The sequence below is a fragment of the Alkalicella caledoniensis genome (assembly GCF_014467015.1).
Classification (GTDB): Bacteria; Bacillota; Proteinivoracia; order Proteinivoracales; family Proteinivoracaceae; genus Alkalicella; species Alkalicella caledoniensis.
Map to the genome: position 1 here is coordinate 2,069,099 of NZ_CP058559.1, position 24,035 is coordinate 2,093,133.

Below are 24,035 nucleotides of genomic sequence, written 5' to 3' on the forward strand. Positions count from 1 at the left end.
TATTCTAATAATTTATTGACATTTTGCGCATAATTATATAAATTAGATTTATATATAAGTTTTTCTATGATGATAGAGATAAGTAGTCAATATGTTCATTTGCAGCGAGTCGGGGATGGTGTAAGCTCGATAATGTAACTTATGATGAAAGGCACTCTTGAATAGCCTTGAGAAAGAGGATAAGTGTGAGCTTATCAATAAGGGTGGAACCGCGGAAGACAACCTTTCGTCCCTTGTGGGGATGAAGGGTTTTTATTTATTAATTTTTAAATTTAAGGAGGAACAAAAATGGAAGATAGTAAATTGGTAACAATGGAAAAAGTTGTATCCCTATGTAAGGGTAGAGGTTTTATTTTCCCAGGGTCAGATATTTATGGTGGTTTGGCAAATACATGGGATTATGGTCCTTTAGGTGTAGAGTTTATAAATAATATTAAAAAAGCTTGGTGGAAAAAATTCGTACAGCAAAACCCTAACAATGTGGGAATGGAGTCAGCTTTATTAATGAATCCCCAGGTTTGGGTTGCTTCAGGTCATGTGGGTGGATTTAGCGATCCTCTTATTGACTGTAAGGAATGTAAGAGCCGTTTCCGTGCAGACAAACTAATTGAAGATTACTATCACAATCTAGGTGAGGATATTGTGGGTGTGGATGGTTGGACAAACGAAGAACTCAAAGGTTTTATAGATGAAAAAAATATAAAATGCCCCGATTGTAAGAAACACAATTACACAGATATAAGGCAGTTCAACCTTATGTTTAAAACTTTCCAAGGTGTTACAGAAGATTCGAAATCTGAGATTTTCCTAAGGCCTGAAACAGCACAAGGGATATTTATTAACTTTAAAAATATAGCAAGGAGTTGTCGTCAAAAGGTCCCCTTTGGTATAGCTCAGATAGGTAAGAGTTTTAGAAACGAAATTACTCCAGGTAATTTTATTTTCAGAACAAGGGAATTTGAACAGATGGAACTAGAATTTTTCTGTAAACCTGGTGAAGACTTAGAATGGTTTGACTACTGGAAAAACTTCTGCCATAAATGGTTACTGGACCTTGGATTAACTTCAGAGAATGTTAGGCTAAGGGACCATGATGCAGAAGAGTTGTCCCACTATAGTAATGCAACAACTGACATCGAGTTTAAGTTCCCGTTTGGCTGGGGTGAATTATGGGGTATTGCAGATAGGACAGACTTTGACCTAAAGCAACATCAAGAACATTCTGGAAAGGACTTGACCTATCAAGATCCTCAAACCAATGAGAAGTACTTACCTTATGTAATTGAGCCTTCTGTAGGTGTTGGTAGACTGGCCCTTGCTTTTTTAGTAAATGGCTACCAAGAAGAAGAATTAGAAAAAGACACTAGGGTAGTGCTTAAGTTACATCCAGCGTTAGCACCTTTTAAAGCGGCTATATTACCACTTTCTAAAAAACTAAGTGATGATGCCATAAAAGTTTATAATTCTTTAAGTGAAAAGTTTATGGTTGATTTCGATGATGCTGGAAGTATAGGTAAAAGATATCGTAGGCACGATGAGGTTGGAACACCCTACTGTATTACCTTTGACTTTGATTCGTTAGAAGACAAAAGTGTAACAATAAGGGATAGAGATACAATGGAACAGCATAGAATAGCCATAGATGAGCTTGAAGCTTTCTTAGAGGGTAAAGTTAAATTCTAAATTCTCAGTAACATACCCTGAAAAATGCTAAAAGTGAGGTGATCTCCCTTTGGACATTCAGCAAATAGAAGATATAGCTTTTGACTTAATGAAGGAAAGAAAAGTATTAGGTAGAGAAAAGGGCTTTATATTTTACCATGGACGACGAGTTGGTAAAATCGCTCAAAAAATATATGACAAAATAGTACAAGAGCCTGTTCAGTTGGAAAAGAACCTATTATATGTTGGGGGAATATTTCACGATATAGGCAAAGGCATAGAGCCACATAATGAAACAGGTGCTGTGCTTGTTAAAGAGATACTAAAAAAAACATGTGATGAGGGAGAGCTTCAAACAATTTCTGATATTATCAGGGAACACAACCTCAGGGGGAGTAAATACGAAGGTATTTCCCTATTTGGGAAAATAATCCAAGACGCTGACATTATAGATCACATGGGAAGTATGGATATTTGGATAGCTTTTATGTATCACGCACAATATGAAGAGAGTGCACATAACTCTATAGAATTTTTTTCAGGAGGTAAATGGGAAGAGATATGTGGTGTGCTAAGATCATTACTGAATTTTCCCGTATCCATAGAAGCCTTTGATAAGAGGATGAAATTCACTAAAAAATTTATTGAACAGATGCAAAGGGAAGTGGATGGAGAACTTTTTTAAGGAAGGTGATAAAAATGGGTTATCGAATTGAAAAAGACTCCATGGGTGAGATACATGTCAGTTGTGAAAAGTTATGGGGAGCCCAAACCCAAAGAAGTATCAAGAACTTTGATATCGGCAAAGAAAAATTACCTTTAGAATTTATTTTTGCATTGGCCATTGTTAAGAAAGCTGCAGTGACTGTCAATGGAAGATTAGGTATTATACCAGAAGATATTGTAAAAGCCATCACCACTGCTTGTAATGAAATCCTTGAAGGAAAATGGAACGATCAGTTTCCATTATCCCTTTGGCAGACCGGCAGCGGCACTCAAACTAACATGAATATCAATGAAGTTATTGCTAACAGGGCTAATCAACTGCTTACAAATGGCAATACCCATCCCAATGACCATGTAAACCGCGGTCAGAGTTCTAATGACGTATTTCCAACGGCAATGCATATAACTTGTGTGTTAATTCTAGAAAAAAATCTTATACCAGCATTAGAACGCCTAGCTAGTAGCTTTGAAGAGCTATCAAATAGATATTCAAGGATTGTCAAAGTTGGGAGAACGCACTTGCAGGACGCAACTCCTATAACCTTAGGGCAGGAAATTAGCGCATGGCATGCCATGCTAAAATCTTCTAGGGAGATGGTGATGGATTCATTGAAATATCTGAGACCTTTAGCCCTTGGAGGTACAGCTGTGGGTACTGGGCTAAATACACACAGGCAGTTTGGCGAACTTTGTGCTAAAGAGATTAGCAACATTAGTGGAAGTAATTTTACCTCTAGTGAGAACATGTTTCATGCCCTTTCTAGCCGAGACGCACTGGTTTTTGCTCACGGTGCCCTAAATACTTTAGCAGGAAATTTAATGAAAATTGCTAACGACGTGCGATGGCTAGCCAGCGGCCCTAGATGTGGTATAGGAGAGATTAAGATCCCGGAAAATGAGCCGGGGAGTTCTATAATGCCAGGGAAAGTAAATCCCACTCAAAGTGAGGCCCTTACAATGGTGTGTGTTCGCGTCATGGGAAACGACACCAGCGTGGGCATAGCTTCATCCCAAGGCAATTTCCAGCTAAATGTATATTTGCCATTAATAATTCATTCCTTTGTTCAATCGGCGACACTTTTATCCCATGCAATGGACTCCTTCAATAATGGTTGTGTAAAGGGAATCGTTCCTAACCATGAACGCATAGAAAACAACTTAAGGAATTCCCTTATGCTGGTAACGGCTTTGACACCACATATAGGCTACGACAAAGCCGCTGAAATTGCAAAGACTGCCCATGACAAAGGGATAACTTTGAAAATGGCAAGTGAGTTGCTAGGGGTTCTTACACCACAAGAGTTTGATAAACTAATGGACCCATCAAAGATGGTAGCGCCTTTAGAATAACTAATAAAACAAGTTGGTCCCTTGCTCTACAACACATTGACTTATTTCACACATATAGACTGTACTTAAAAAGCGTGCTAAAGGCACGCTTTTTAAGTGACTTTACATCTTTATAGTGGTATTATAATAAGACAACAAAATAATAAAAGAGGTAATTGATATGACCGTTTCTTTTAGAGAGGACGTTAAAAATAGAATAAGGCTTGCCATTGAAAAAGCTGGGGGTAATGAAGTTTTCTTTAGAGGTGTTGTCAATGACTCTAAAGAAATATTTGATATGGAAATACTAGCCAGGGGCAACGAATTTAGCGTACCAGCTATTATGTATGACCTTGAGGTGGGGGATGTTGTCATACACAATCACCCTTCTGGAAATTTATCACCCTCTCAAGCTGATATAGGTATTGCTGCCAAACTAGGGCAAGATGGCATAGGTTTTATTATCGTTAGCAATAATGGTGAGCGAAGCTATACAGTTGTTGAGCCTATGGCTCCACAGGAACAGGTTGATGTTTCTGAAGAGAATATTGAGGAAATATTAGGACCAGTTGGTGTGATTGCACAAACGTTAGAAAATTATGAGCAAAGGCCGGAACAGCTCTCCATGTCTAAACTTATTGCAAAAGGTTTGAATCAATCACAACATGTAATTGTGGAGGCAGGGACAGGGACAGGAAAGAGTTTAGCATATTTGATACCAGGGATCCTTTGGGCTGTGGGCAACAAGAAAAGGGTTGTAGTATCAACAAATACCATCAATTTACAAGAACAAATTGTATATAAAGATATACCTTTTTTGCAGAAAGTGTTGCCTTTGGGTTTCAAAGGGGTTTTAGTAAAGGGAAGAAGTAACTATTTATGCCTACGAAAGTTAGAAAATATAGAAACAGATAGCTTATTAGAAGATATAGATGAAGATTATCAGGAATTAAAGTTGTTGAAGGATTGGGGACTTAAAACCAAAGAGGGAAGTAAGGCTGACCTGAACTTTATGCCTAGGGAAAGCAACTGGGAGCAAGTTTGCTCTGAAGGAGACTTGTGTCTAAAACTACACTGTTCTAACTATAGAGAATGCTTTTTCTTCAAGGCTAGAAGGGAAAGTGCCAATGCAGATATACTGGTTGTAAACCATCATCTATTATTTGCGGATATATCTTTAAAGGCAAAGGGACTTGAAGGAGGTGTGCTGCCCTCATACCATAGTGTGGTTTTTGATGAGGCCCATAATATTGAGGACACAGCCACCCAGTATTTTGGATATAAGGCGAATAAATATCTTGTTCCAAAACAACTTAATAGATTATTTTACTCAAAGGGGGGGAAACAAAAGGGCTTTCTCATGGATATAAGTCAAAAGCTAACTAACAACAAATATGTTACACCTCTCTTAAAACAGAAGGTCTATGACGAGGTTCATATGTATTTCCTCCCTCAAATTGCTGATATAGTAAGTAAAAATAATTATTTTTTTGATAATATTTACTTATTCTTAGATGGAAACACAAGTAAACTTAGACTAACTCAAGAGGTTGTTGAAACCCAGCCATATAAAAAAATAAAAGAAGAGGTCTTTCAGTTTTTAAAGATATTTAGTGAGTTTATCGAGAGAGTAAGGGCACTACAAAAAGAATTAGAAGATATGGCCCCGAAAGCTTTCGAAAGCTTCGTCCCTAACATGGTAGAACTAAGTGCCATGATAACAAGGCTTGAATCCATAGTGGAAACCCTTGACTATATATTTCTTAAAGAAACATCTGAGGATGTTAAATGGTTAGAATTAAGTGGGACGCAAAAAAATAGATATATAACAGCATATTCTGCTCCTTTAGATGTATCAAAAGCCTTATATCAAAACATATACGACAACTATGAAAGTGTTGTGTTAACATCGGCTACAATGACAACTGGTGGTAATTTTAAGTATATAAAAGATAGAGTGGGGCTAGGTTTTTGTGAAGACAAGTTAGAAGAGTTGACGTTACCTTCTCCATTTGACTACAGGCAACAGGTATTATTTTGTGTTCCAACAGATATCTCTGAGCCCACCATGAAAAATTTTAATCAAGATATACCTAATGTTTTACTTAAGACAATTTTGGCTACTGGGGGAAGGGCTTTTGTTCTATTCACGTCCTTTAAAATGTTGAGTGATGTGTATAATGAGCTTAAACCCATACTTGAAAGTAGGGGGATTAACTGTTTAAAGCAAGGAGAATATCAAAGGCATATACTTTTACAAAATTTTAAAAAAGATGTGACCTCTGTTTTATTTGCCACAGCTAGTTTTTGGGAAGGTGTAGATGTGCAAGGGGAAGCATTAAGTAATGTTATCTTAGTTAAACTTCCCTTTAGTGTTCCTGATGAACCCATAATTGAAGCAAGGCAGGAACTAATAGCAAAAGGTGGTGGTAACCCCTTTATGGAATATACAGTTCCTCAAGCAGTTTTAAAGTTTAAACAAGGCTTTGGGAGGCTAATACGGAGCAAGTCCGACAAGGGTGTGGTGGTGGTTACAGACAAACGTGTTTTAACGAAGCAGTATGGAAAAATATTTCTAAAATCCCTACCCCGTTGCAAGGAATTTGCTGGTAGCACCGAGGCCATAGCAGAGAAAATAAGAGAATTTATTTAAAACAAAAAGCACCCCACTATGGGGTGCTTCAGCTTGTAGACAAACCTAAGACAAAGTCATTGACCCTAGATGTGTATATTAAAAAGCAGTACAATTAATTCGAGGAGATAGACTTAAGAACTGAATAGCTAAACGGAAGAAGGGGCGAGAAACAGGACGTCAGACTGTGTGGCTAATCTCTAAAAACTCAAAGATTAGCCGTAAATTTCCTGTCTTTTGGTGCAATATGACTTAAACATATAAAAATACAATGATAAAGTGGGTCTAAGAGCTACTAATATCCTTAGTAGTTCTTTCACTCCTATAATATTTATTACTCTTTTAAAATTATAGGCTAGCAAAACTAGGGCTGTCTCTGTAGTTACAGAATCCATCCCTCTTGTTAAAAAATACCCAGCATTCATTGTCCTTTTGATGGTTCCATAAGGATGCTCAACAATCATCTGCCTTTGTAGGTATTTGTCCATATTTGCTTCTGTTCTAGCATCTATAGTATCCAAAAAATCTTGGTTAGGTGACCGATTTATTATCCTGCCTTTGGCTGCAGTGGTGCATTTGCTTTTTGATTCACAGTTTTTACAGGCATCGTAGTTTCTATATTTTATTCTTTTTGGTTCTTTTGATTTGTGGTTTATTCTGCGTAATTCATGGCCCAAAGGACAAATATATAAGTCTTTTTCAGGCACATAAGTAAATTTATCTCCGTAGAAATCTTTGTCTCCTGTGGCGTTAGAATACGACTGTTTTGGCAAATAGACTGTTGTTTCGTTTCTCTCACATTTCATAAGGTCGTCTGCTTGGTAATAGCCTTTATCTGCTGCTACTTCAAGTTTCCTTTTTCCAAATATATCTTTAGCCTTTTCTGCAAGTGAATTTAGATTACCTTGATCTGCGGGATTGTTTGTAACATCATATGCCACTATAATACTATGCTTAGAGTCTACAGCTGTTTGTATGTTATATGCTACAGTAACACCATTGTTTTTGTTGTCCATAAGCCTAGCATCTTCGTCAACTGTAGATACTTCATTACATTCGCTATCCTGTAGTTTTTTTTCCAACTCTTCAAATTTAATTTTACGCTCCTTGAGTTTTTCAATTTTTTGCTGAATTTCTTCAGGTGTATACTTAAGTTTAGGTGAATCGTCTTTGTCACTGCTTTCTAACAAATCTAGATAGGAATTAACCTTATCTTCGATATATTGTTTGTGTCTTTGTATTTTTTTCTTTGAGAAATTATTCTTCTTTGAATTATTAGCTTGAATTTTAGTCCCATCTATTGCTATGAATTCCTCGCCTAATAGTTTGAGATCCTTACACAACTTAGTAAAATCCTTGAAAACTTGTTTTAGCTGAGTTTTATTTTCTTTCCTGAAATCAGCTATTGTTTTAAAATCAGGTTTTAGTTTTTGTAATAGCCAAACCACTTCTATATTCCTGTGAGATTCTGTTTCTAGCTTTCTAGATGATCTTATGCCATTTACATACCCGTATAGATATAACTTCAATAAAACAGAGGGATGATATCCTGGTGCACCTCTGCGGTGTTCCTTTGATTTAGTGAATGCACTCATATTGACCAGTTCTACGTATTCATCAATTACTCTAACGGGATTATCCTCACCTATGTAATCTTCTATGCAGTCAGGAAACATTGTTTTTTGCTTTCTATCTGTACCTTTTATAAATGACAATTTAAAATCCCCTCTCCGATATTCTATAACTTAATTATACTACAGAAAAAGGGAAAAGTACTGTATTTACAGTACTTTAGAGCCATTTAGACATATATTATTCTCTAATTCTCACACAGTCTGACGTTTTGAGAGCTCCACTTACCATGGACGGTGAATTGGAGCGGTACCCTTCTGGAGTTTAGATAGAAGCCTTAAGTCTCGACGCAGAATTTTGTACAGCGTTTAATATGCGACATTCCTAAAAAATGACTTTGTCATCAGTCTGAAGCACCCCACTATAGGGTGCTTTTATAATTTTGGAAAAAATAGTTATGATGATTTGAATCTCAAAAATAGGGTTAAGAGTGTAATTTCATTGCTCATCTCCATCGTTATTTTCTTCACTCCCTGGGGCATCTTCGTCATCAAACCAGTCAAACCTGTCTTGATCCACATCTTCATCCATGTCTTGTTGGTTTGGCCATCTAACTTGAGGGTGGATATCGCACTCTTCTGTTGGTATTTGCTGGTTAGGTGGGAACCTAAAGGTTCTAACGGATCTTGGTGGGCAGAAGTCAGTAGCTCTTTTCCAAGAGTCAGTACACATCTGTACATCGCGGCTTATATTTTCATGAATGTTGCAATATATATCTGGCCCCGTGCCTCTAACGAAATATTCATTAAATGCATCGGGACAATTTGGCGTGGCAAGTAGTAGGGTTTCCCGGCATATTCTAAGTTGCTCTATATTCCCCGGGACAGAAAATGTTTGTCCTACATTTTCTCCATAGATACGATTTAGAGCAGTATTGGTATAATCAGCCCATAGGCGGGAAGTTGTACCTCCACCTGTAAGACCCAAATTACCCGTCTGTTCCTCTTGGCCTATATAAGCAATTGTTACCATTTCGGGTGTATAGCCAGCACTATACGCATACCCAGCTGTAGTGCCGGTCTTCACAGCAGCGTCCCTATTAGGAATTCGACTGCTTGCCCCCCTGGCAGTGCCCTGGGAACTTCTTAGCACATCACGGAGCATATCAGTAACTAGAAAAGATGTTTCTTGGGATATGACTCTCTGGTTAAGTTGACGGTTTTGGCGATAAACGGTGTTGCCATACCTATCTTGGATTTCACTTATTATGTAAGGTTCTACACTCATACCTCCGTTGGCAAATACAGCGTATACAGAAGCCATATCAAGCATACGAGCTCCACTACTGCCAAGAACCATTTGAGCATCTTCTGCTAAAGTGCCATTGTAGCCCATACTTCTTGCTAAGGATATTATATTTCTAGGACCTAAGTGAGTGTTTGCTAAAACAGCGTATATGTTGCATGATTCAACCATAGCTTGCCTCATTGTCAAGTTGGAATTATGATATCTACCCCCATAATCTGCTCCTGTATAGTTAGGTAAAATCCCGGCCTCAGAAAGATTTTGACAAAAGTGTTGGTTTAATAGAGTGTACTTTTGGGATTCTAAGGCAAGGGCGTAAGCAATTGGTTTGAAGGCTGAACCCGGCTGGGGAATTCCGTTTATGGTTCTATACTCACCTAAACCACTTTCAGCCATAGCTAAAACACCACCAGTTTCAGGATCGATGCTAACTAGCGCTGCTTGAATGTTGGGATTATTACGTTGTGCTTCTCCCACATAACTTTCGTAATTACCTATTGTCTGCTGGGCAACAAGTTGGGCATCTGCATCTAAGGTTGTAAAAATGTTGAAACCTACAAGGAGCTGACCTCTTTCATAGCCAAGTTCTTCTTCAATCCTTGTAAGTTCATTTGTTAAAAAACGAGGAATGTTTGGGTTTTCACTCTGCTGTTCAACAGGGGGGTCGATAGGCTGCTCCCTTGCATCTTGGAGCTGTTCTTCGGTAATATAACCTTCTTGAAGCATCCTGTGTAGAGCGAAATTACGTCGTCTGTAAGTCCTTGAGGTGGTAATATCTCCCACAGTGGGGTCTCCATCACCGAGCTCAGCATCTTCTGAGACCCTTGGCTCTAAGTTCCTAGGAACTGCTGGGGAATAGAAATGAGGACCTTGGATAATCCCTGCTAATAAAGCAGACTCTGCCAAGGTTAATTCAGAAGGTGTCTTATTAAAATAAAACTGTGTGGCTGCTCCCACACCATAAATGCCATGACCATAAAAAATTGAGTTCAAATAGTTTTCTAATATTTCGTCTTTGCTATATGTCCTTTCCAATTTTAGGGTATAAACTAATTCTTTTAGTTTTCTATCCATTGTTCTATCGTGAGTTAGGAATATATTTTTTGCCAGTTGCTGTGTTATTGTACTCCCACCTTGTACAACCCTGCGATTTATAACGTTGGTATATAAGGCCCTGGCAATACCCAGTGGGTTTATACCTAAGTGTCCATAAAAAACATTATCCTCAACAGCAATAACCGCATTCACAAAATGAGGATTTATGTCTTGAAGTTGAACATAGTCGCTCTGTTGTGTGGAGACGATTCCCATGGGAGAATTATCTCTAGAATAAACTGCTGAGTTGTTCCCCATCCCCCTTAGGGCTATAGTATCTATATTGGCTGCTAGGTAAACTAGATAACCGGCAAAACCTATAGCGATAAGTAGTAGAGATGCAGTAAAGTATGTAAAGAATTTTTTAGTGCCATAGAGCTTTAATTTCTTTTTTTTATGTCTATCTCTTCTGCTACCCTCAACCATGCGAAGTCCTCCTAAAAATTAGTGACTTATCCTCAAAAAAATATTTTAGAAATGACAAATCTAATAATAATTATTATGCCTTTTTTTCCCTTATATATTAGTAGAAATGTAGACTATTCATACTAGTATGATATAATTAACATAATCTAATAAAAATCTGGACTAAGGGGTGTATATAAATGGAGCTCATGGACAGTACTGGCAGGAAGATAGACTATCTTAGGATTTCTCTTATAGATAGATGCAATTTGCGTTGTAGCTATTGTATGCCACCACAAGGTGTAGATTTATTTGGTCATGATAAGGTTATGACCTACGAGGAGTTGGCAGTGGTTGTAAAAGGAGTTTCCGAACTTGGTATTTCTAGTATAAGACTAACTGGAGGAGAACCCTTGATAAGAAAAGGCCTAATACCCTTTGTTAAGCTTATATCGTCCATGGAAGGTATCAATGATATATCCCTTACTACAAATGGTGTAATGCTAGAAGAAATGGCGAAGTCGTTAAAAAATGCTGGTGTGAATCGGTTAAATATTAGTCTAGATACCTTAAAAAGGGAGAAATATAAGAAAATCACAGGTAAAGACTGCCTTGATTTAGTTCTTAAGGGTATTGATAAGTCAATTGAACTAGGCTTTGAACCTATCAAAATCAACACAGTTTTATTAAAAGATGAAAATGTGGATGAAATACTAGATTTTGTTCATATGACCCTACAAAAACCCATCCATATACGATTTATCGAAATGATGCCATTAGGAAAAAGTACAGATAACTGGAAACACAGTTATATACCATGGACATATCCCTTAGAAGTGATAAAGGAAAAATATGAGGTGGAAGGTGTACATGGCCCTACAGGCAAAGGACCTGCTAAGTACTTCAAGCTTCCAAACTCTAAAGGGACATTTGGTGTCATAAGCGCAGTCAGCGAGCATTTTTGCGCTAATTGTAACCGACTTAGACTGACAAGTGATGGGAAATTAAAGACATGTCTATTTGGTAAAGGTGAAGTTGACTTGAGAAAAGTTATTCAAACAGGTACTGTACAAGATGTAAAAAGAGCCATTGTAGAGGCTGTAAAAAATAAGCCTTTGGGGCATGATATAAACTCTGATACAACCACTCACCGCTCCATGTGGCAGATAGGGGGATAAACATGGGAGAATTCACACACTTTAACAACTCTGGAAGAGCAAAAATGGTAGATGTCTCTGAAAAGAGTATGACAAAAAGAGAAGCAGTGGCTCAGGGCAGGATTTACATGGCACCAGAAACCATAGCAAAAGTTTTAGAAGGCCAAATGAAAAAGGGTGATGTACTTTCTGTGGCCCAGGTGGGTGGAATATTAGGTGCTAAAAAAACATGGGATCTTATTCCAATGTGCCACAACATTATGATTTCTGGTTTGGATATTGAATTTAAAGTGGTGGAAGATAAGTCATACATAGAAGCCACCTGTGTAGCCAAAACCAGTGGAGCAACGGGTATTGAAATGGAAGCTCTAACAGGCGTTTCAGTGGCACTTTTAACCATCTATGACATGTGCAAGGCCGTGGATAAAAAAATGAACATTGGCCATATTAGTCTACTTAGTAAAACTGGTGGAAAAACAGATTTTTTTGGATAAAGTTACATCAAAAAAAATATTTTTAAAATATCATATAGGCAAATAATAAAGTAACAAGAAGGTAATTTTCATTACTCATTTTTCCCTAATTTGTTGGGCAAACTAAAAAAACAGAGGAAACAAGAAAAAAATGGTTGATTTATTACCTAATTTTGTTATAATTCTCTGGTGATATTATTTGAGGAGGAATGTAGAAGTGTTACAAACACCTATAAAATTCAAGATATTAGCAGGTAGTGCTGAAGGAGCAACTACACTGAACGCTTTTGACAACGCATTATTAGCATCAGGAGTAGTTAGGGGGTTATTTTAATGGAAATGTGGTATACAGAAAAGCAAACACCCTCTGTGAGTCTATCCTTAAAAACTGCTAAGACCCTTCATGTTGAACAAACTGATTTTCAACATTTAGCAATGATTGAGACTGAAGCTTTTGGTCGTATGCTGGTATTAGATGGTATGGTACAAACATCTGTAATGGACGAGTTTGTTTATCATGAAATGATTACACATCCGGCTTTATATACCCATCAAAATCCAAAGAATGTTTTAGTAATCGGAGGTGGAGATGGTGGTACCATTCGTGAGATTATAAAACACCCCTCTGTTGAAAAAGCAACCTTAGTTGAGATTGATGGAAGAGTAATAGAGCTTAGTAAGCAATACCTACCTGAGATAGCTGTAGCTTTAACAGGTAACCCTAAAGTTGACGTTAGAGTGGAAGATGGTATAAAGCACATTCAAGAATCTAAGGATACCTACGATGTAATTCTAGTTGATTCAACTGAACCAGTTGGACCTGCAGTTGGACTCTTTAGTCAGGATTTCTACAAAGGGATCTTTGAGGCATTAAAAGAAGATGGACTAATGGTTGCTCAGACAGAATCTCCTTTCTTTAATGCGGATTTGATAACCAATGTTAACAAAAGGCTAAACAATATTTTCCCCCATGTGCAAACTTATTTAGCAAGTATTCCTACTTATCCAAGTGGGTTATGGAGCTTCACAATGGCATCTAAAAAGTACAAAACAGAAGATGTTAATACAGAATCTCTTTATAACATTGATACAAAATACTTTACTTTAGATATCTTAAAAGCAGCAACTAGACTTCCTAAGTTTGTTCAAGACTTAGTAAAGGGTGATTAAAAATGAGCCTATTTAAAAACATAGAGTATACTTCCAACTTTATTGCCGCAAAAGAAGACTATGATAGTTCTAAAGGTGTCTTGCTTGGGGTGCCAATGGATTATACTGTAAGTTTTAGACCTGGCTCTCGTTTCGCAGCTAAAAGAATAAGAGAAGTATCATATAACTTAGAGGAATATAGTTTTTATTGTCATAAAGACTTAAATGATTGCCCATTTTATGATGCTGGGGACCTAGCATTACCTTTTGGTAATGTGGAAAAATCTTTGGATATCATTTATGAGTCTGTTTCCCAAATCGCTAAAGATGGAAAAATACCTTTTATAATAGGTGGAGATCATCTAATATCCTATGCTACAATCAAAGGCGTTCTAGATAAACATCCAAATCTAGCAGTGGTTCACTTTGATGCCCATGCAGATTTACGGGTAGACTACGCTGGAGAAAGCGAATCTCACGCCACAGTGATTGGTAAGGTTGTTAGGGAATTGGGAGTAAAAGATGTATATCAGTTTGGAATTAGATCAGGTACTAAAGATGAATGGGAATTTGCAAAGGAAAACACTAGGCTTTTCCCTTTCGAGGTAGAAAAACCCCTTAAAAGTGTGTTGCAGGAACTAAAGGGCAGACCTATATATCTTACTATAGATATAGATGTAGTTGACCCTGCATTTGCCCCTGGAACAGGAACACCAGAAGCTGGTGGAATCTCCTCTAAGGAACTTTTATCAAGCATCAAGCTGCTAGAAGATTTAGATATAGTAGGCTTTGATATTATAGAGGTGGCACCAGTATATGATGTAAGTGACATCACATCTGTATTGGCGGCTAAAACCATTAGAGAAAGTTTATTGATGTACATCAAATAAGTTAGCAAGGGGTGTAGAGAATGCGACCCGTACAGATTATTATTAAGTCGAGTCAACAAACTCCTTCTGGACGTTCAGATATGCAAATACAGGTGGAAGGTAATCTTACTAATAAAAATGATACCTGGTATCTAACATATAAAGAGCCCGAAGGAACAGGTCTAGACAACACTACTACTACCCTTAAGCTAGAAGATAATAAAGTCACTTTACTACGCAGTGGTTATACTAAACTCAAACAAGTATTTGTTCTAGGTGAAATAACAAGAAGCCATTATGTTACACAGTATGGCAGCTTCGAGATAGAAGTGGACGCTAAGGATATCAGGGTAGAACTTTTGTCGGATAAAGGTAAAATATACCTGAACTATGACTTAAATATGGCAGGGGAAAAAATAGAAGATCAAAAACTCAACATTATGTTTTACTCCATCTAAAGTCAATGGGAGGGCGTGGAGCACTAATCCACATGAGGGGATTTTAGGAAGGAGGCCTGACCAGATGAGAGAAGTTATATTAGCATTGTTAGCAGGAGGAGCTGTAGGAGCCATTTTTGCTAAGGTTGGGCTACCTGTGCCTGCCCCACCTAACCTTGCTGGGCTTATGGGGATAGCTGGCATAATGTTTGGATACATTTTGGCCAATAAGTTTTTCTAAACTTAAAGGACAGTCAATACATTGACTGTCCTTTAAAAAAAGTAGTAATGCCCAAAAATAGGCGGGAGGGGAAGTTTTGAAAAATGAAATCATTAGTGGAATTCTTGAGAGTATAGATGAAGGGATACATGCTGTTGATAAGAATGGTATAACCATATACTATAATCCCAAAGCAGCTAGCCTTGATGGTCTTGAACCGTCAGATGTTATTGGAAAAGATGTTTTAGAAATTTTTCCATCCTTAGACAGATCATCAAGTACATTGATTAAGGTGCTAAAAAGCCAAAAACCTATATTTAATCAACAACAAACCTACTCTAATTATAAAGGTAAAACAGTTATAACAGTTAATACAACCCTGCCTATTTTTAGGCATAATGAATTTATAGGTGCAGTAGAAATATCCAAAGATGTTACTCAAGTTAAACAACTTTCTGATAAAGTGCACCAACTACAGCTTAGTTTGTATAAACGAGATAGTTCAAAAGATACTAAGTTAAATGAATTGTACCAATTTGGAGATATATTAGGAAATAGCAAAGAATTACTAACAGTTATAAAGAAAGCTGAACAGGTTGCAAAGAATAACTCGACAATAGTGGTTTTTGGTGAAACAGGTGTAGGTAAAGAGTTACTAGTGCAGTCCATACATAGTTGTTCTCCACGGCAAAACAAACCTTTTATAGCTCAAAATTGTGCAGCTTTGCCTGAATCATTATTGGAAGGTATCTTATTTGGTACAGTTAAAGGTAGCTTTACAGGAGCGGAAAATAAAGGGGGATTATTCGAACTAGCTTCAGGTGGGACGCTTTTTTTGGATGAAATAAATACCATGCCACAAAGCTTACAAGCAAAAATCCTAAGGGCCATAGAAGAAAAAAAGATTAGAAGAATAGGTGATACAAAGGAAAGGGAAGTTGATGTAAGAATTGTAGTCGCTCTAAACATAGCGCCAGAGGATGCCTTAGAAAAAGGGCAGCTCAGGGAAGACTTGTATTACAGACTAAATGTGGTTAATTTAAAAATCCCGCCACTAAGAGATAGGAAAGAAGATATACCTGTTTTAATAGATGCTTTTATTGATAAATATAATAATAAGTTCAATGCAAAAATAATGGGGATGGACAATAGAGCTTTAAAGGTATTCATTGATCATCAATGGCCAGGAAACATAAGAGAGCTAAAAAACTATATTGAACAGATTTTTAATTTCAAACATGAAGGCATAGTTAAAGTTGAGGATTTGCCTTCTGCCCTAATAGGGAAGGCTATCTTTACACAGAAAAATGAGAGTCTACGAGAAAAAATGTTTAATTATGAAAAAGATATAATACTTCAGGCATATCTAAAAAACCAAGGCAATGTAACAAAAACAGCACAAGTTTTAGAAATACCCCGTCAAACCCTACAATATAAGTTAAAACAGTTAAATATAAAAACTATGTAGAGGCGCCGTTTAGGTGCTTCTTTTATTTGGCACTGTTTTTGCATAAGCTATGTATAGATAAAAAAAGGGGAGGTTTATTTATGAAAGGATGTCCGTACGGAACACATAGGGTGATAGAGCCAAAAGGATTATTGCCTCAACCTGCATGGAGAATTAATAATGACATGGAAATCTATGATAATGAAATACTAATTGATGTAATTTCGTTAAACATAGATTCAGCAAGTTTTACACAGATAAAAGAACAAGCAAGAAATGAAGGACGTACAGTGGAGTCAATTGTCTCTGAAACTGTAGAAAGACGTGGAAAACAGCATAACCCAGTTACAGGATCAGGTGGTATGCTTATAGGAACTATAAAGGAAATAGGGGCTTTATTAAAGGGGAAAATTGACCTTATGGAGGGTGATAAAGTTGCTACTTTAGTTTCACTTTCCCTAACACCTCTAAAGATAAATAAAATTAAAAACATTAGAGAAGACTCTGACCAGATAGACATTGAAGGTCAAGCAATCCTTTTTGAAAGTGGTATATACGCAAAACTGCCCAAAGATATGGATGAAAAATTGGCCTTAGCAGTATTGGACGTAGCTGGGGCACCAGCACAGACAGCTAGGCTTGTGAACCCAGAAGATACAGTTGTTGTAATAGGGGCAGGTGGAAAATCAGGGATACTTTGTTTATATGAAGCTAAGAAAAAAGCTGGGGCCAAAGGAAAAGTTATAGCCATTGAGTACAGTAAAGAAGGTTGTGATAGAATCATCAAATCACAATTGGCTGATATTGTGATACAAGGGGATGCAACTAACCCCATAGCCATACTGGAAAGTATTTTAGAAGTTAATGCCCAAAATTTGGCAGATATAACTATTAATTGTGTTAACATACAAAATACAGAAATGGCAACTATACTTGCCACCAAGGATCGAGGCAAAGTTTATTTCTTCAGCATGGCCACTAGTTTTACAGCTGCTGCTTTAGGGGCCGAAGGAGTAGGTAAAGATATCGATATGTTAATAGGAAATGGATATGCAAAGGATCACAGCGAAATTGCCCTTGGTATCTTGAGGGAATCCAAGACCATAAGAGACATGTTTGAAGAAATTTATGTATAGGAGGTAAAACTACCCATGGATTATAAAACACACAGCAAGTATAAAGAAGTAAAGGATGAATTATGGGAAGACTGGCACTGGCAGCTGAAAAACAGAATTTCCACAGTAGAAGAGTTAAAAGAGATAGTTAACCTCACCTCAGATGAAGAAGAAGGAATAAGGCAATGTTTACAGAGTCTAAGAATGGCCATAACTCCTTACTATGGTTCCCTTATGGACCCAAATGACCCTGATTGCCCTGTTAGAAAGCAAGCTGTACCTGTGTCTAAGGAACTAGAAAAAACCATAAATGATATGGAAGATCCTCTATCAGAAGATACAGATTCACCTGTCCCTGGCATCACGCACAGATACCCAGACAGGGTTCTGTTCTTAGTTACTGATCAATGTTCAATGTACTGTAGGCACTGCACAAGACGTAGGATAGCAGGATCTACAGATATGGCAATGCCAACAAATCAAGTGGATCAAGCAATTGAATATGTAAAAAGAACAAAGGAAATAAGGGATGTGCTGATATCTGGGGGAGACGGTTTGCTTATTTCTGATGATAGGTTAGAATATATCATCAAATCACTTAGGGAAATACCCCATGTGGAAATAATAAGGATAGGAACCCGTGTGCCTGTTGTTATGCCTCAAAGGATAACAGATAAACTATGTGAGATGCTAAAGAAATATCACCCTATCTGGATTAACACACACTTTAACCATCCAAAGGAATTAACAAATGAGAGTAAAAAAGCCTTGGCAATGTTAGCTGATGCAGGTATACCACTTGGGAATCAGTCTGTGCTCTTAAAGGGGATAAATGACTGCCCTAACATAATGAAAGAACTTATGCATCTGCTTGTGCTCAATAGAGTTCGTCCGTACTATATATATCAATGCGACCTTTCCAGGGGAATTGAACACTTTAGAACACCTGTAAGTAAAGGAATAGAAATAATAGAAAGTTTAAGGGGACATACATCTGGATATGCCGTTCCCACTTTCGTTGTGGATGCCCCAGGTGGAGGTGGGAAGATACCAGTCATGCCCCAGTACATGATTAGCCAGTCTCCATCCAAAGTTGTATTAAGAAATTTTGAAGGTGTTATTTCAGCCTATTCACAGCCCACTGATTATAAAGATGAATGTAAATGCAAGTATTGTGAGAATGAACATGATACCATAGGTGTGGAAACTCTATTTTCTGGGCAGAAAATCAATCTAGAACCAGTGGATCTTAAGAGGGGTACTAGGAGAAACAAATGACACATTCAAAAGTTTTTTCCACTGAATCACTAGCTAAAATGTATTCATTATCCATTATAGGGAATGTGAAAAATGCTGGAAAAACAGTTACATTAAACTACTTAGTAAACAAATTAGACAAATATACTTTAGGGGTTACATCCATAGGGTTAGATGGTGAGCAAAATGATGTACTCACATATACACCTAAGCCATTAATACATTTACCAGGCAATACAGTGGTAGCCACTGCGGCCCAGACCTTAAAAAGTTTTAGTTGTAGCTACGAGATATTAAAGGGTACTAATATATTTAGTCCCCTTGGAGAAATCCTTTATATAAGGCTTAGGGAAAGAGGCCAAGTTTTACTTGCTGGGCCCAAAAGAAGATCGGACCTTAAAAAAGTAATAATGGGATTTAGAGATTTTAATTGTACAAAAGTTTTAGTTGATGGAGCAATTGACCGAAAGGTGTCTGCATCACCCTTTGTTACAGATGGGACGATTTTTGTGGCGGGGGCATCCTATAGCAGAGATTTCACTAGACTTATAAAGGACACAATTCATCAGCTAAACTTACTATCACTACCAAAAACAGATGAATGCCTAATAAAAAGTGCTGCACTTTCCTTGGAAGGTGCAAAGGTGGCCATAATTAGAGAAAATGAAATTGAACTACTGCCCTATAAGTCAGCAATTTTAATAGGTCATATTAACGAACATATGATAAAAGGGAAAGTTAACAACATAGTTATAGGTGGAGCACTTCTAGACAGTTTTGGGAAACAACTTGTACAATTGTTAAAAAAGAGGTATAAGGTTAGGGTCGTAGTTGAAGATGGGACTAAAGTATTTTTATCCCCTGAAGTCTTTAATGACTTTACAGAAAATGGTGGATCTTTAGAGGTAATGACACCTTGTAAAATTGTGGCCTTAGCAGTTAACCCAGTATCCATAGAAGGTTATGAGTTCAGTAGTGATAAGCTGGTACAGAGTTTTAGGAGTTTTACTGACATCCCTGTTTTTGATCCACTGATGTAAGGGGGGATAAGATGTTATTCTTTCAAGGGAACTCATATAATGGAACAAATTTTCAAGAAATTTGGGATTCATTATCTCCCATATCACCATACGGTAAACGGCATAAAAAGAGTGTAAAAGCTTTAGTTAATAAAAAGGTTTTAGAAAATGAATATAGACTAACTAATGAGCTGTTAAAAATGATCATTGATAATCCTAAAGAGATGCTGTTTCTAAGTGATTTACTGGTATGCAGTAAGGATGTAGTCCCATTGGTAAATAAGGCCTATAAGGGTTTAGTTTTAGAGGAAGAGGAATTTTTTAATTTAAAAAGTTGGTTGTTGTTACTTGAGGATATTAAACATATATCTGATAAAGTTGGTATTGACAAATTAAAAGAGTTTAAGCTGGAGAAAATGAATGATTGCTTAAGTCTAATTTCTCCTGGCAACCAGGGTCCAAGCTTTTATTTAGTGGATTCCCTTAGTGAGGAATTAGCAAGACTTAGAATGGAAAGCCATAATATCAAAACACAGCTATTTAATCATCTAGCTAACTTGAAAAAACAGATAGAGAAAAAACTTGATGTCAAGTTCAATGTAGAAGATAAAATTAAAGTAAGCAAATTTGACGTAGAACTAGTCGACTTATTAAGGGAGCAAGAAGATTTGTTTTACTATGGAGAATCCTACTCCCATATAGAGTTTAAGCTTAAGCAAGATAGTTTTGTTATAGATTTAAAGCATCGCGCAGACTTTATCAACTCAAAAATGGAAAAAGAAGAGTACCTTGTCCGGGAAATGTTAACTAAACAACTAACCCCTTTCATACCAAAAATCCTACAAAACTGTAAGAGGATAGGTAGACTTGATTGGACACTTATTAAAGCCTACTATGCAAAAGAAACACAAGGTCTACCCCCAGAAATAAATGAAACAGATTTAATCTCAATAAAAAATGGCAGAAATCCCATCTTAGAAAATGTACTATTAAAAAAGAACAAAGTCATAACTCCCTTAAATATTGAAATATTAGAAGGAGTAGCAGTTATTACAGGCCCTAACATGGGAGGAAAATCTGTGGCGTTAAAAACCATAGGCTTATTGGTAGCATTGGCTCAACACGGGTTGTTGGTCCCATGTACTTACATGACATTTAGACCCAGGAAATTCCTATTTTATTCTCAAAATGACGGTCAATCCATTTACAACGGGTTAAGTACCTTTGGTTGGGAAATCAGAGATATCAAAAAAGCACTGGCTTATAGAAATAAAAAAGGACTTTATTTAATAGATGAATTAGCAAGGGGAACAAATCCTTTAGAAGGTGGAGCCTTAGCTTTGTCTATTGCTAACTATTTAAATGGAAGTAATAGTATATCAGTTATGACCACCCATTTTGAGGAACTTGTGAACAAAGATTTTAGGCAGCTAAGAATTGTAGGTTTAAGTAACTTGTCAAAGTTAGAGCTCCGTAGAGCTTTAAAGGGTAGAACAGGTTTAGAAATTGTGGAGAAACTTATGGACTACAATTTAGAAGATATGAACGAAATGGGGCTACCAAAAGAGGGGGTAATGATTGCTGCTCTAATGGGCTTGCCTAAAGAGATAATAGATTTTGCAGAGAATATCATAGAATCTGGAAGGAGGAAGGAAGATGGCTAATGGGTTATGCCTTAATCAAGACCTGGTAAACAGGGGCAGAAAAGCAGCTATATCAATATCTAAAGATGTTGAGAGTTTTATAGAACCTAGAACCACTGTGGCTGTAGAAAGAACAGTTGGAAGGCTTTTGGGAATTGATGGGGTTGACAGTGAAGGGGTCCCACTAGTTAACGTGATAGTTGATAGGTTATTAGAAGCAGATAAACTAAATTTAGGACTAATGTACTGGGTGGTAAATGGATGCGAAGCACTAAAGCTCAGTCCCCAGATAATTGCTGAACAGGTGGCAGCTGGAGAAGTAGATCTTATGGCATTAGAAACCGTCCCTCCTAAAAAGCTGAAGAACAAAATGGAAGTATACGCCCAAGAAGCACTCAAATCTGTCAGAGAGGTAAGGGAAAAAAGACAACAACTTATAAAAACATTGGGCAAGGGAAGGGCTCCAGAGCTATATGTAATAGTTGCAACGGGGAATATTTATGAAGATGTTATACAGGCACAAACTGCAGCTAAAAACGGAGCCGATATCATCGCAGTGATTAGGACTACAGGTCAAAGTTTATTAGACTATGTCCCCTATGGAGCTACAACAGAGGGGTTTGGGGGAACATACGCCACCCAGGAAAACTTTAAAATAATGCGTAAAGCACTAGATGAGACTTCCCTGGAGGTTGGTAGATATATTCAACTTGTAAACTACTGCTCTGGCCTTTGCATGCCAGAAATAGCGGCAATGGGTGCAAAGGAAAGATTAGATATGATGTTAAATGATGCTCTTTATGGGATATTATTTAGGGATATTAATATGCAACGTACAATGATTGATCAAAATTTTTCTAGAATAATAAATGGGTTTGCAGGAATAGTTATTAATACAGGGGAAGATAACTACCTTACAACTGCAGATGCAATAGAAGAAGGTCATACGGTTTTAGCGTCACAATTTATAAACGAACGGCTTGGCCTTGATGCAGGATTAACAGAAGAACAGTTGGGGCTAGGGCATGCCTTTGAGATAAATCCCCAAGTGGAAAACGGGTTATTATATGAAATTGCCCAAGCTCAATTATCCAAAGACGTATTTCCAAGAAGTCCGTTGAAATATATGCCGCCTACAAAATACATGACTGGAAATATATTTAAGGGTCATTTGCAAAATGGCCTATTTAACCTTACCTCAATTATAACAGGACAGGGAATACAGCTTTTAGGAATGCTGACGGAAGCTATCCACACACCTTTCATGCATGATAGATACTTAGCAATAGAAAACGCTAAATATGTCATGAATAATGCTCGTTCTTTAGGTGATGAGATAACATTTAAGTCGGGAGGTATCATACAAAAAAGAGCCGAGGAAGTACTTAACAAAGCTGTAATGTTGTTAGAGGAAATAGCAAAGCTAGGCCTTTTCAAAGCCATTGAAAGAGGATATTTTGCAGATATAAAAAGACCATTCAATGGAGGAAAAGGATTAGAAGGTGTTATTATAAAAGATCAGAGTTATTACAATCCCTTCGCAGAAATAATGAAAAATGAGAATATGGATGTTAAAAATTCTAAGGGGAGTGTTTAAATATGGAGGTTGATTTAACTTGCGTTAAGCCCTATGGGGACACCCTAAACGATGGGGCTATCCAGCTATCATTTACCTTGCCTATACACCATAGCGATGAAGCTAGAGAGGCAGCCATTATAATAGCTAAAAGAATGGGACTTGAAGAACCTAGTGTGGTTCATATGCAAGACCTAGGTACAAAATTTACTTTCTTTGTTATTTATGGTAAATGCCAGCATAGTGTTGATTTTACAAAGGTCAAGGTGGCTAAAGTTGAACAGGAAGTCATGGATTATTATGAAATAAATCAATATATTAGGGAGAATATTAAGAGAAAAATAACAGTTGTTGCGGCATGCACTGGAACTGATGCTCACACTGTGGGTATAGACGCCATAATGAATATGAAAGGATATGCAGGTAAGTATGGCCTAGAGAGGTACCCTGAAATAGAAGCTATAAACATGGGAAGCCAAGTACCAAACGAAGAACTAGTTGCAAAGGCTATTGAGGCAAATGCAGATGGAATACTTGTGTCTCAAGTTGTTACACAAAAAAATGTGCACATTCCAAATATGACAGAACTTGTTGAGATACTAGAAGCTGAAGGTATGAGAGATAAAATTGTTCTAATTGCCGGGGGACCACGTATCAACCACGAACTGGCCATTGAGCTAGGTTATGATGCAGGTTTCGGCCCAGGAACCACCCCGCCCGATGTTGCCACTTTTATTGTAAAGCAGATGATGGAAAGGAGAATTAAATAACTAACAAGCTCCCATGAGGGCTTTAGACTGATGACAAAAGTCATTTTTTTGAATGTCGCATATTAAACGCTACACAAAATTCTGAGTCGTAACTTAAGGCTTCTATCTAAACTCCAGAAGGGGACCGCTCCAATTCACCGTCCATGGTTGTAGGGGGTGGTCTTGTACCACCCTGAC

At 37.3% G+C, this 24,035-nt stretch carries 20 protein-coding genes; 18 read left to right on the forward strand and 2 right to left on the reverse strand.

The window, feature by feature from the left end; genetic code table 11:
• Positions 1–288: 288 nt before the first annotated feature.
• The 4 genes from HYG86_RS10220 to HYG86_RS10235 all read left to right on the forward strand — a co-directional run bounded on the left by HYG86_RS10220 (position 289) and on the right by HYG86_RS10235 (position 6,370).
• Entirely contained in the window at positions 289–1,683 is a 1,395-nt protein-coding gene (locus HYG86_RS10220) for a glycine--tRNA ligase (RefSeq protein ID WP_281391270.1), read from the forward strand.
• Between the two features lie 49 nt (positions 1,684–1,732).
• A complete protein-coding gene (locus tag HYG86_RS10225; RefSeq protein WP_213165475.1) occupies positions 1,733–2,347 on the forward strand; it encodes an HD domain-containing protein in 615 nt (204 codons plus the stop codon).
• Between the two features lie 14 nt (positions 2,348–2,361).
• On the forward strand, positions 2,362–3,738 hold the full coding sequence (gene fumC / locus HYG86_RS10230) for a class II fumarate hydratase (protein ID WP_213165476.1): 1,377 nt from the start codon (positions 2,362–2,364) through the stop codon (positions 3,736–3,738).
• A 160-nt stretch (positions 3,739–3,898) separates the two neighbouring features.
• The gene (locus HYG86_RS10235; protein ID WP_213165477.1) at positions 3,899–6,370 is read left to right on the forward strand and encodes a helicase C-terminal domain-containing protein; all 2,472 of its coding nucleotides are present in this window, start codon (positions 3,899–3,901) and stop codon (positions 6,368–6,370) included.
• 194 nt (positions 6,371–6,564) lie between these two features.
• Here HYG86_RS10235 and HYG86_RS10240 read toward each other — a convergent pair whose 3' ends face one another.
• The gene (locus HYG86_RS10240) at positions 6,565–8,064 is read right to left on the reverse strand and encodes an IS1182 family transposase (RefSeq protein ID WP_213165478.1); all 1,500 of its coding nucleotides are present in this window, start codon (positions 8,062–8,064) and stop codon (positions 6,565–6,567) included.
• A gap of 355 nt (positions 8,065–8,419) precedes the next feature.
• Positions 8,420–10,747 carry a transglycosylase domain-containing protein gene (locus HYG86_RS10245; protein ID WP_213165479.1) on the reverse strand — a complete coding sequence of 776 codons (2,328 nt, stop codon included), beginning with the start codon at positions 10,745–10,747 and terminating at the stop codon, positions 8,420–8,422.
• A gap of 179 nt (positions 10,748–10,926) precedes the next feature.
• Between HYG86_RS10245 and moaA the strand changes: the two genes are divergently transcribed.
• From moaA to kamE, 14 genes are all read left to right on the forward strand, one after another.
• Positions 10,927–11,904: a GTP 3',8-cyclase MoaA gene (gene moaA / locus HYG86_RS10250; RefSeq protein WP_213165480.1), complete on the forward strand. Its 978-nt coding sequence runs from the start codon at positions 10,927–10,929 to the stop codon at positions 11,902–11,904.
• Positions 11,905–11,906: 2 nt separating this feature from the next.
• Positions 11,907–12,377, forward strand: a complete 471-nt coding sequence (gene moaC, locus HYG86_RS10255; RefSeq protein ID WP_213165481.1) for a cyclic pyranopterin monophosphate synthase MoaC — start codon at positions 11,907–11,909, stop codon at positions 12,375–12,377.
• Positions 12,378–12,573: 196 nt separating this feature from the next.
• Positions 12,574–12,690, forward strand: coding sequence for a pyruvoyl-dependent arginine decarboxylase (locus HYG86_RS18385; protein WP_343064106.1), 117 nt, complete (start codon positions 12,574–12,576; stop codon positions 12,688–12,690).
• Positions 12,690–13,526 carry a polyamine aminopropyltransferase gene (gene speE, locus HYG86_RS10260; protein WP_213165482.1) on the forward strand — a complete coding sequence of 279 codons (837 nt, stop codon included), beginning with the start codon at positions 12,690–12,692 and terminating at the stop codon, positions 13,524–13,526. Before HYG86_RS18385 ends, speE begins: the two co-directional genes overlap by 1 nt.
• 2 nt (positions 13,527–13,528) lie before the next feature.
• Positions 13,529–14,395, forward strand: a complete 867-nt coding sequence (speB, locus tag HYG86_RS10265) for an agmatinase (protein WP_213165483.1) — start codon at positions 13,529–13,531, stop codon at positions 14,393–14,395.
• A 20-nt stretch (positions 14,396–14,415) separates the two neighbouring features.
• Entirely contained in the window at positions 14,416–14,832 is a 417-nt protein-coding gene (locus tag HYG86_RS10270; protein ID WP_213165484.1) for a YwiB family protein, read from the forward strand.
• A gap of 64 nt (positions 14,833–14,896) precedes the next feature.
• Entirely contained in the window at positions 14,897–15,052 is a 156-nt protein-coding gene (locus tag HYG86_RS10275; protein WP_213165485.1) for a XapX domain-containing protein, read from the forward strand.
• A gap of 76 nt (positions 15,053–15,128) precedes the next feature.
• On the forward strand, positions 15,129–16,499 hold the full coding sequence (locus tag HYG86_RS10280; RefSeq protein WP_213165486.1) for a sigma-54 interaction domain-containing protein: 1,371 nt from the start codon (positions 15,129–15,131) through the stop codon (positions 16,497–16,499).
• An 80-nt stretch (positions 16,500–16,579) separates the two neighbouring features.
• Positions 16,580–17,614, forward strand: coding sequence for an L-erythro-3,5-diaminohexanoate dehydrogenase (gene kdd / locus HYG86_RS10285; RefSeq protein ID WP_213165487.1), 1,035 nt, complete (start codon positions 16,580–16,582; stop codon positions 17,612–17,614).
• A gap of 15 nt (positions 17,615–17,629) precedes the next feature.
• A complete protein-coding gene (gene kamA / locus HYG86_RS10290) occupies positions 17,630–18,871 on the forward strand; it encodes a lysine 2,3-aminomutase (RefSeq protein WP_213165488.1) in 1,242 nt (413 codons plus the stop codon).
• On the forward strand, positions 18,868–19,890 hold the full coding sequence (kamB, locus tag HYG86_RS10295) for a lysine 5,6-aminomutase reactivase subunit KamB (protein ID WP_213165489.1): 1,023 nt from the start codon (positions 18,868–18,870) through the stop codon (positions 19,888–19,890). The genes kamA and kamB overlap by 4 nt, the downstream gene beginning before the upstream one ends.
• Positions 19,891–19,901: 11 nt before the next feature.
• Positions 19,902–21,533 (forward strand): lysine 5,6-aminomutase reactivase ATPase KamC, encoded by a 1,632-nt coding sequence (gene kamC / locus HYG86_RS10300; RefSeq protein ID WP_213165490.1) that lies wholly within the window; start codon positions 19,902–19,904, stop codon positions 21,531–21,533.
• Positions 21,526–23,109 carry a lysine 5,6-aminomutase subunit alpha gene (gene kamD, locus HYG86_RS10305; RefSeq protein ID WP_213165491.1) on the forward strand — a complete coding sequence of 528 codons (1,584 nt, stop codon included), beginning with the start codon at positions 21,526–21,528 and terminating at the stop codon, positions 23,107–23,109. The genes kamC and kamD overlap by 8 nt, the downstream gene beginning before the upstream one ends.
• Positions 23,110–23,111: 2 nt before the next feature.
• Positions 23,112–23,858 (forward strand): lysine 5,6-aminomutase subunit beta, encoded by a 747-nt coding sequence (gene kamE / locus HYG86_RS10310; RefSeq protein ID WP_213165492.1) that lies wholly within the window; start codon positions 23,112–23,114, stop codon positions 23,856–23,858.
• The last annotated feature ends 177 nt before the right edge of the window (positions 23,859–24,035 follow it).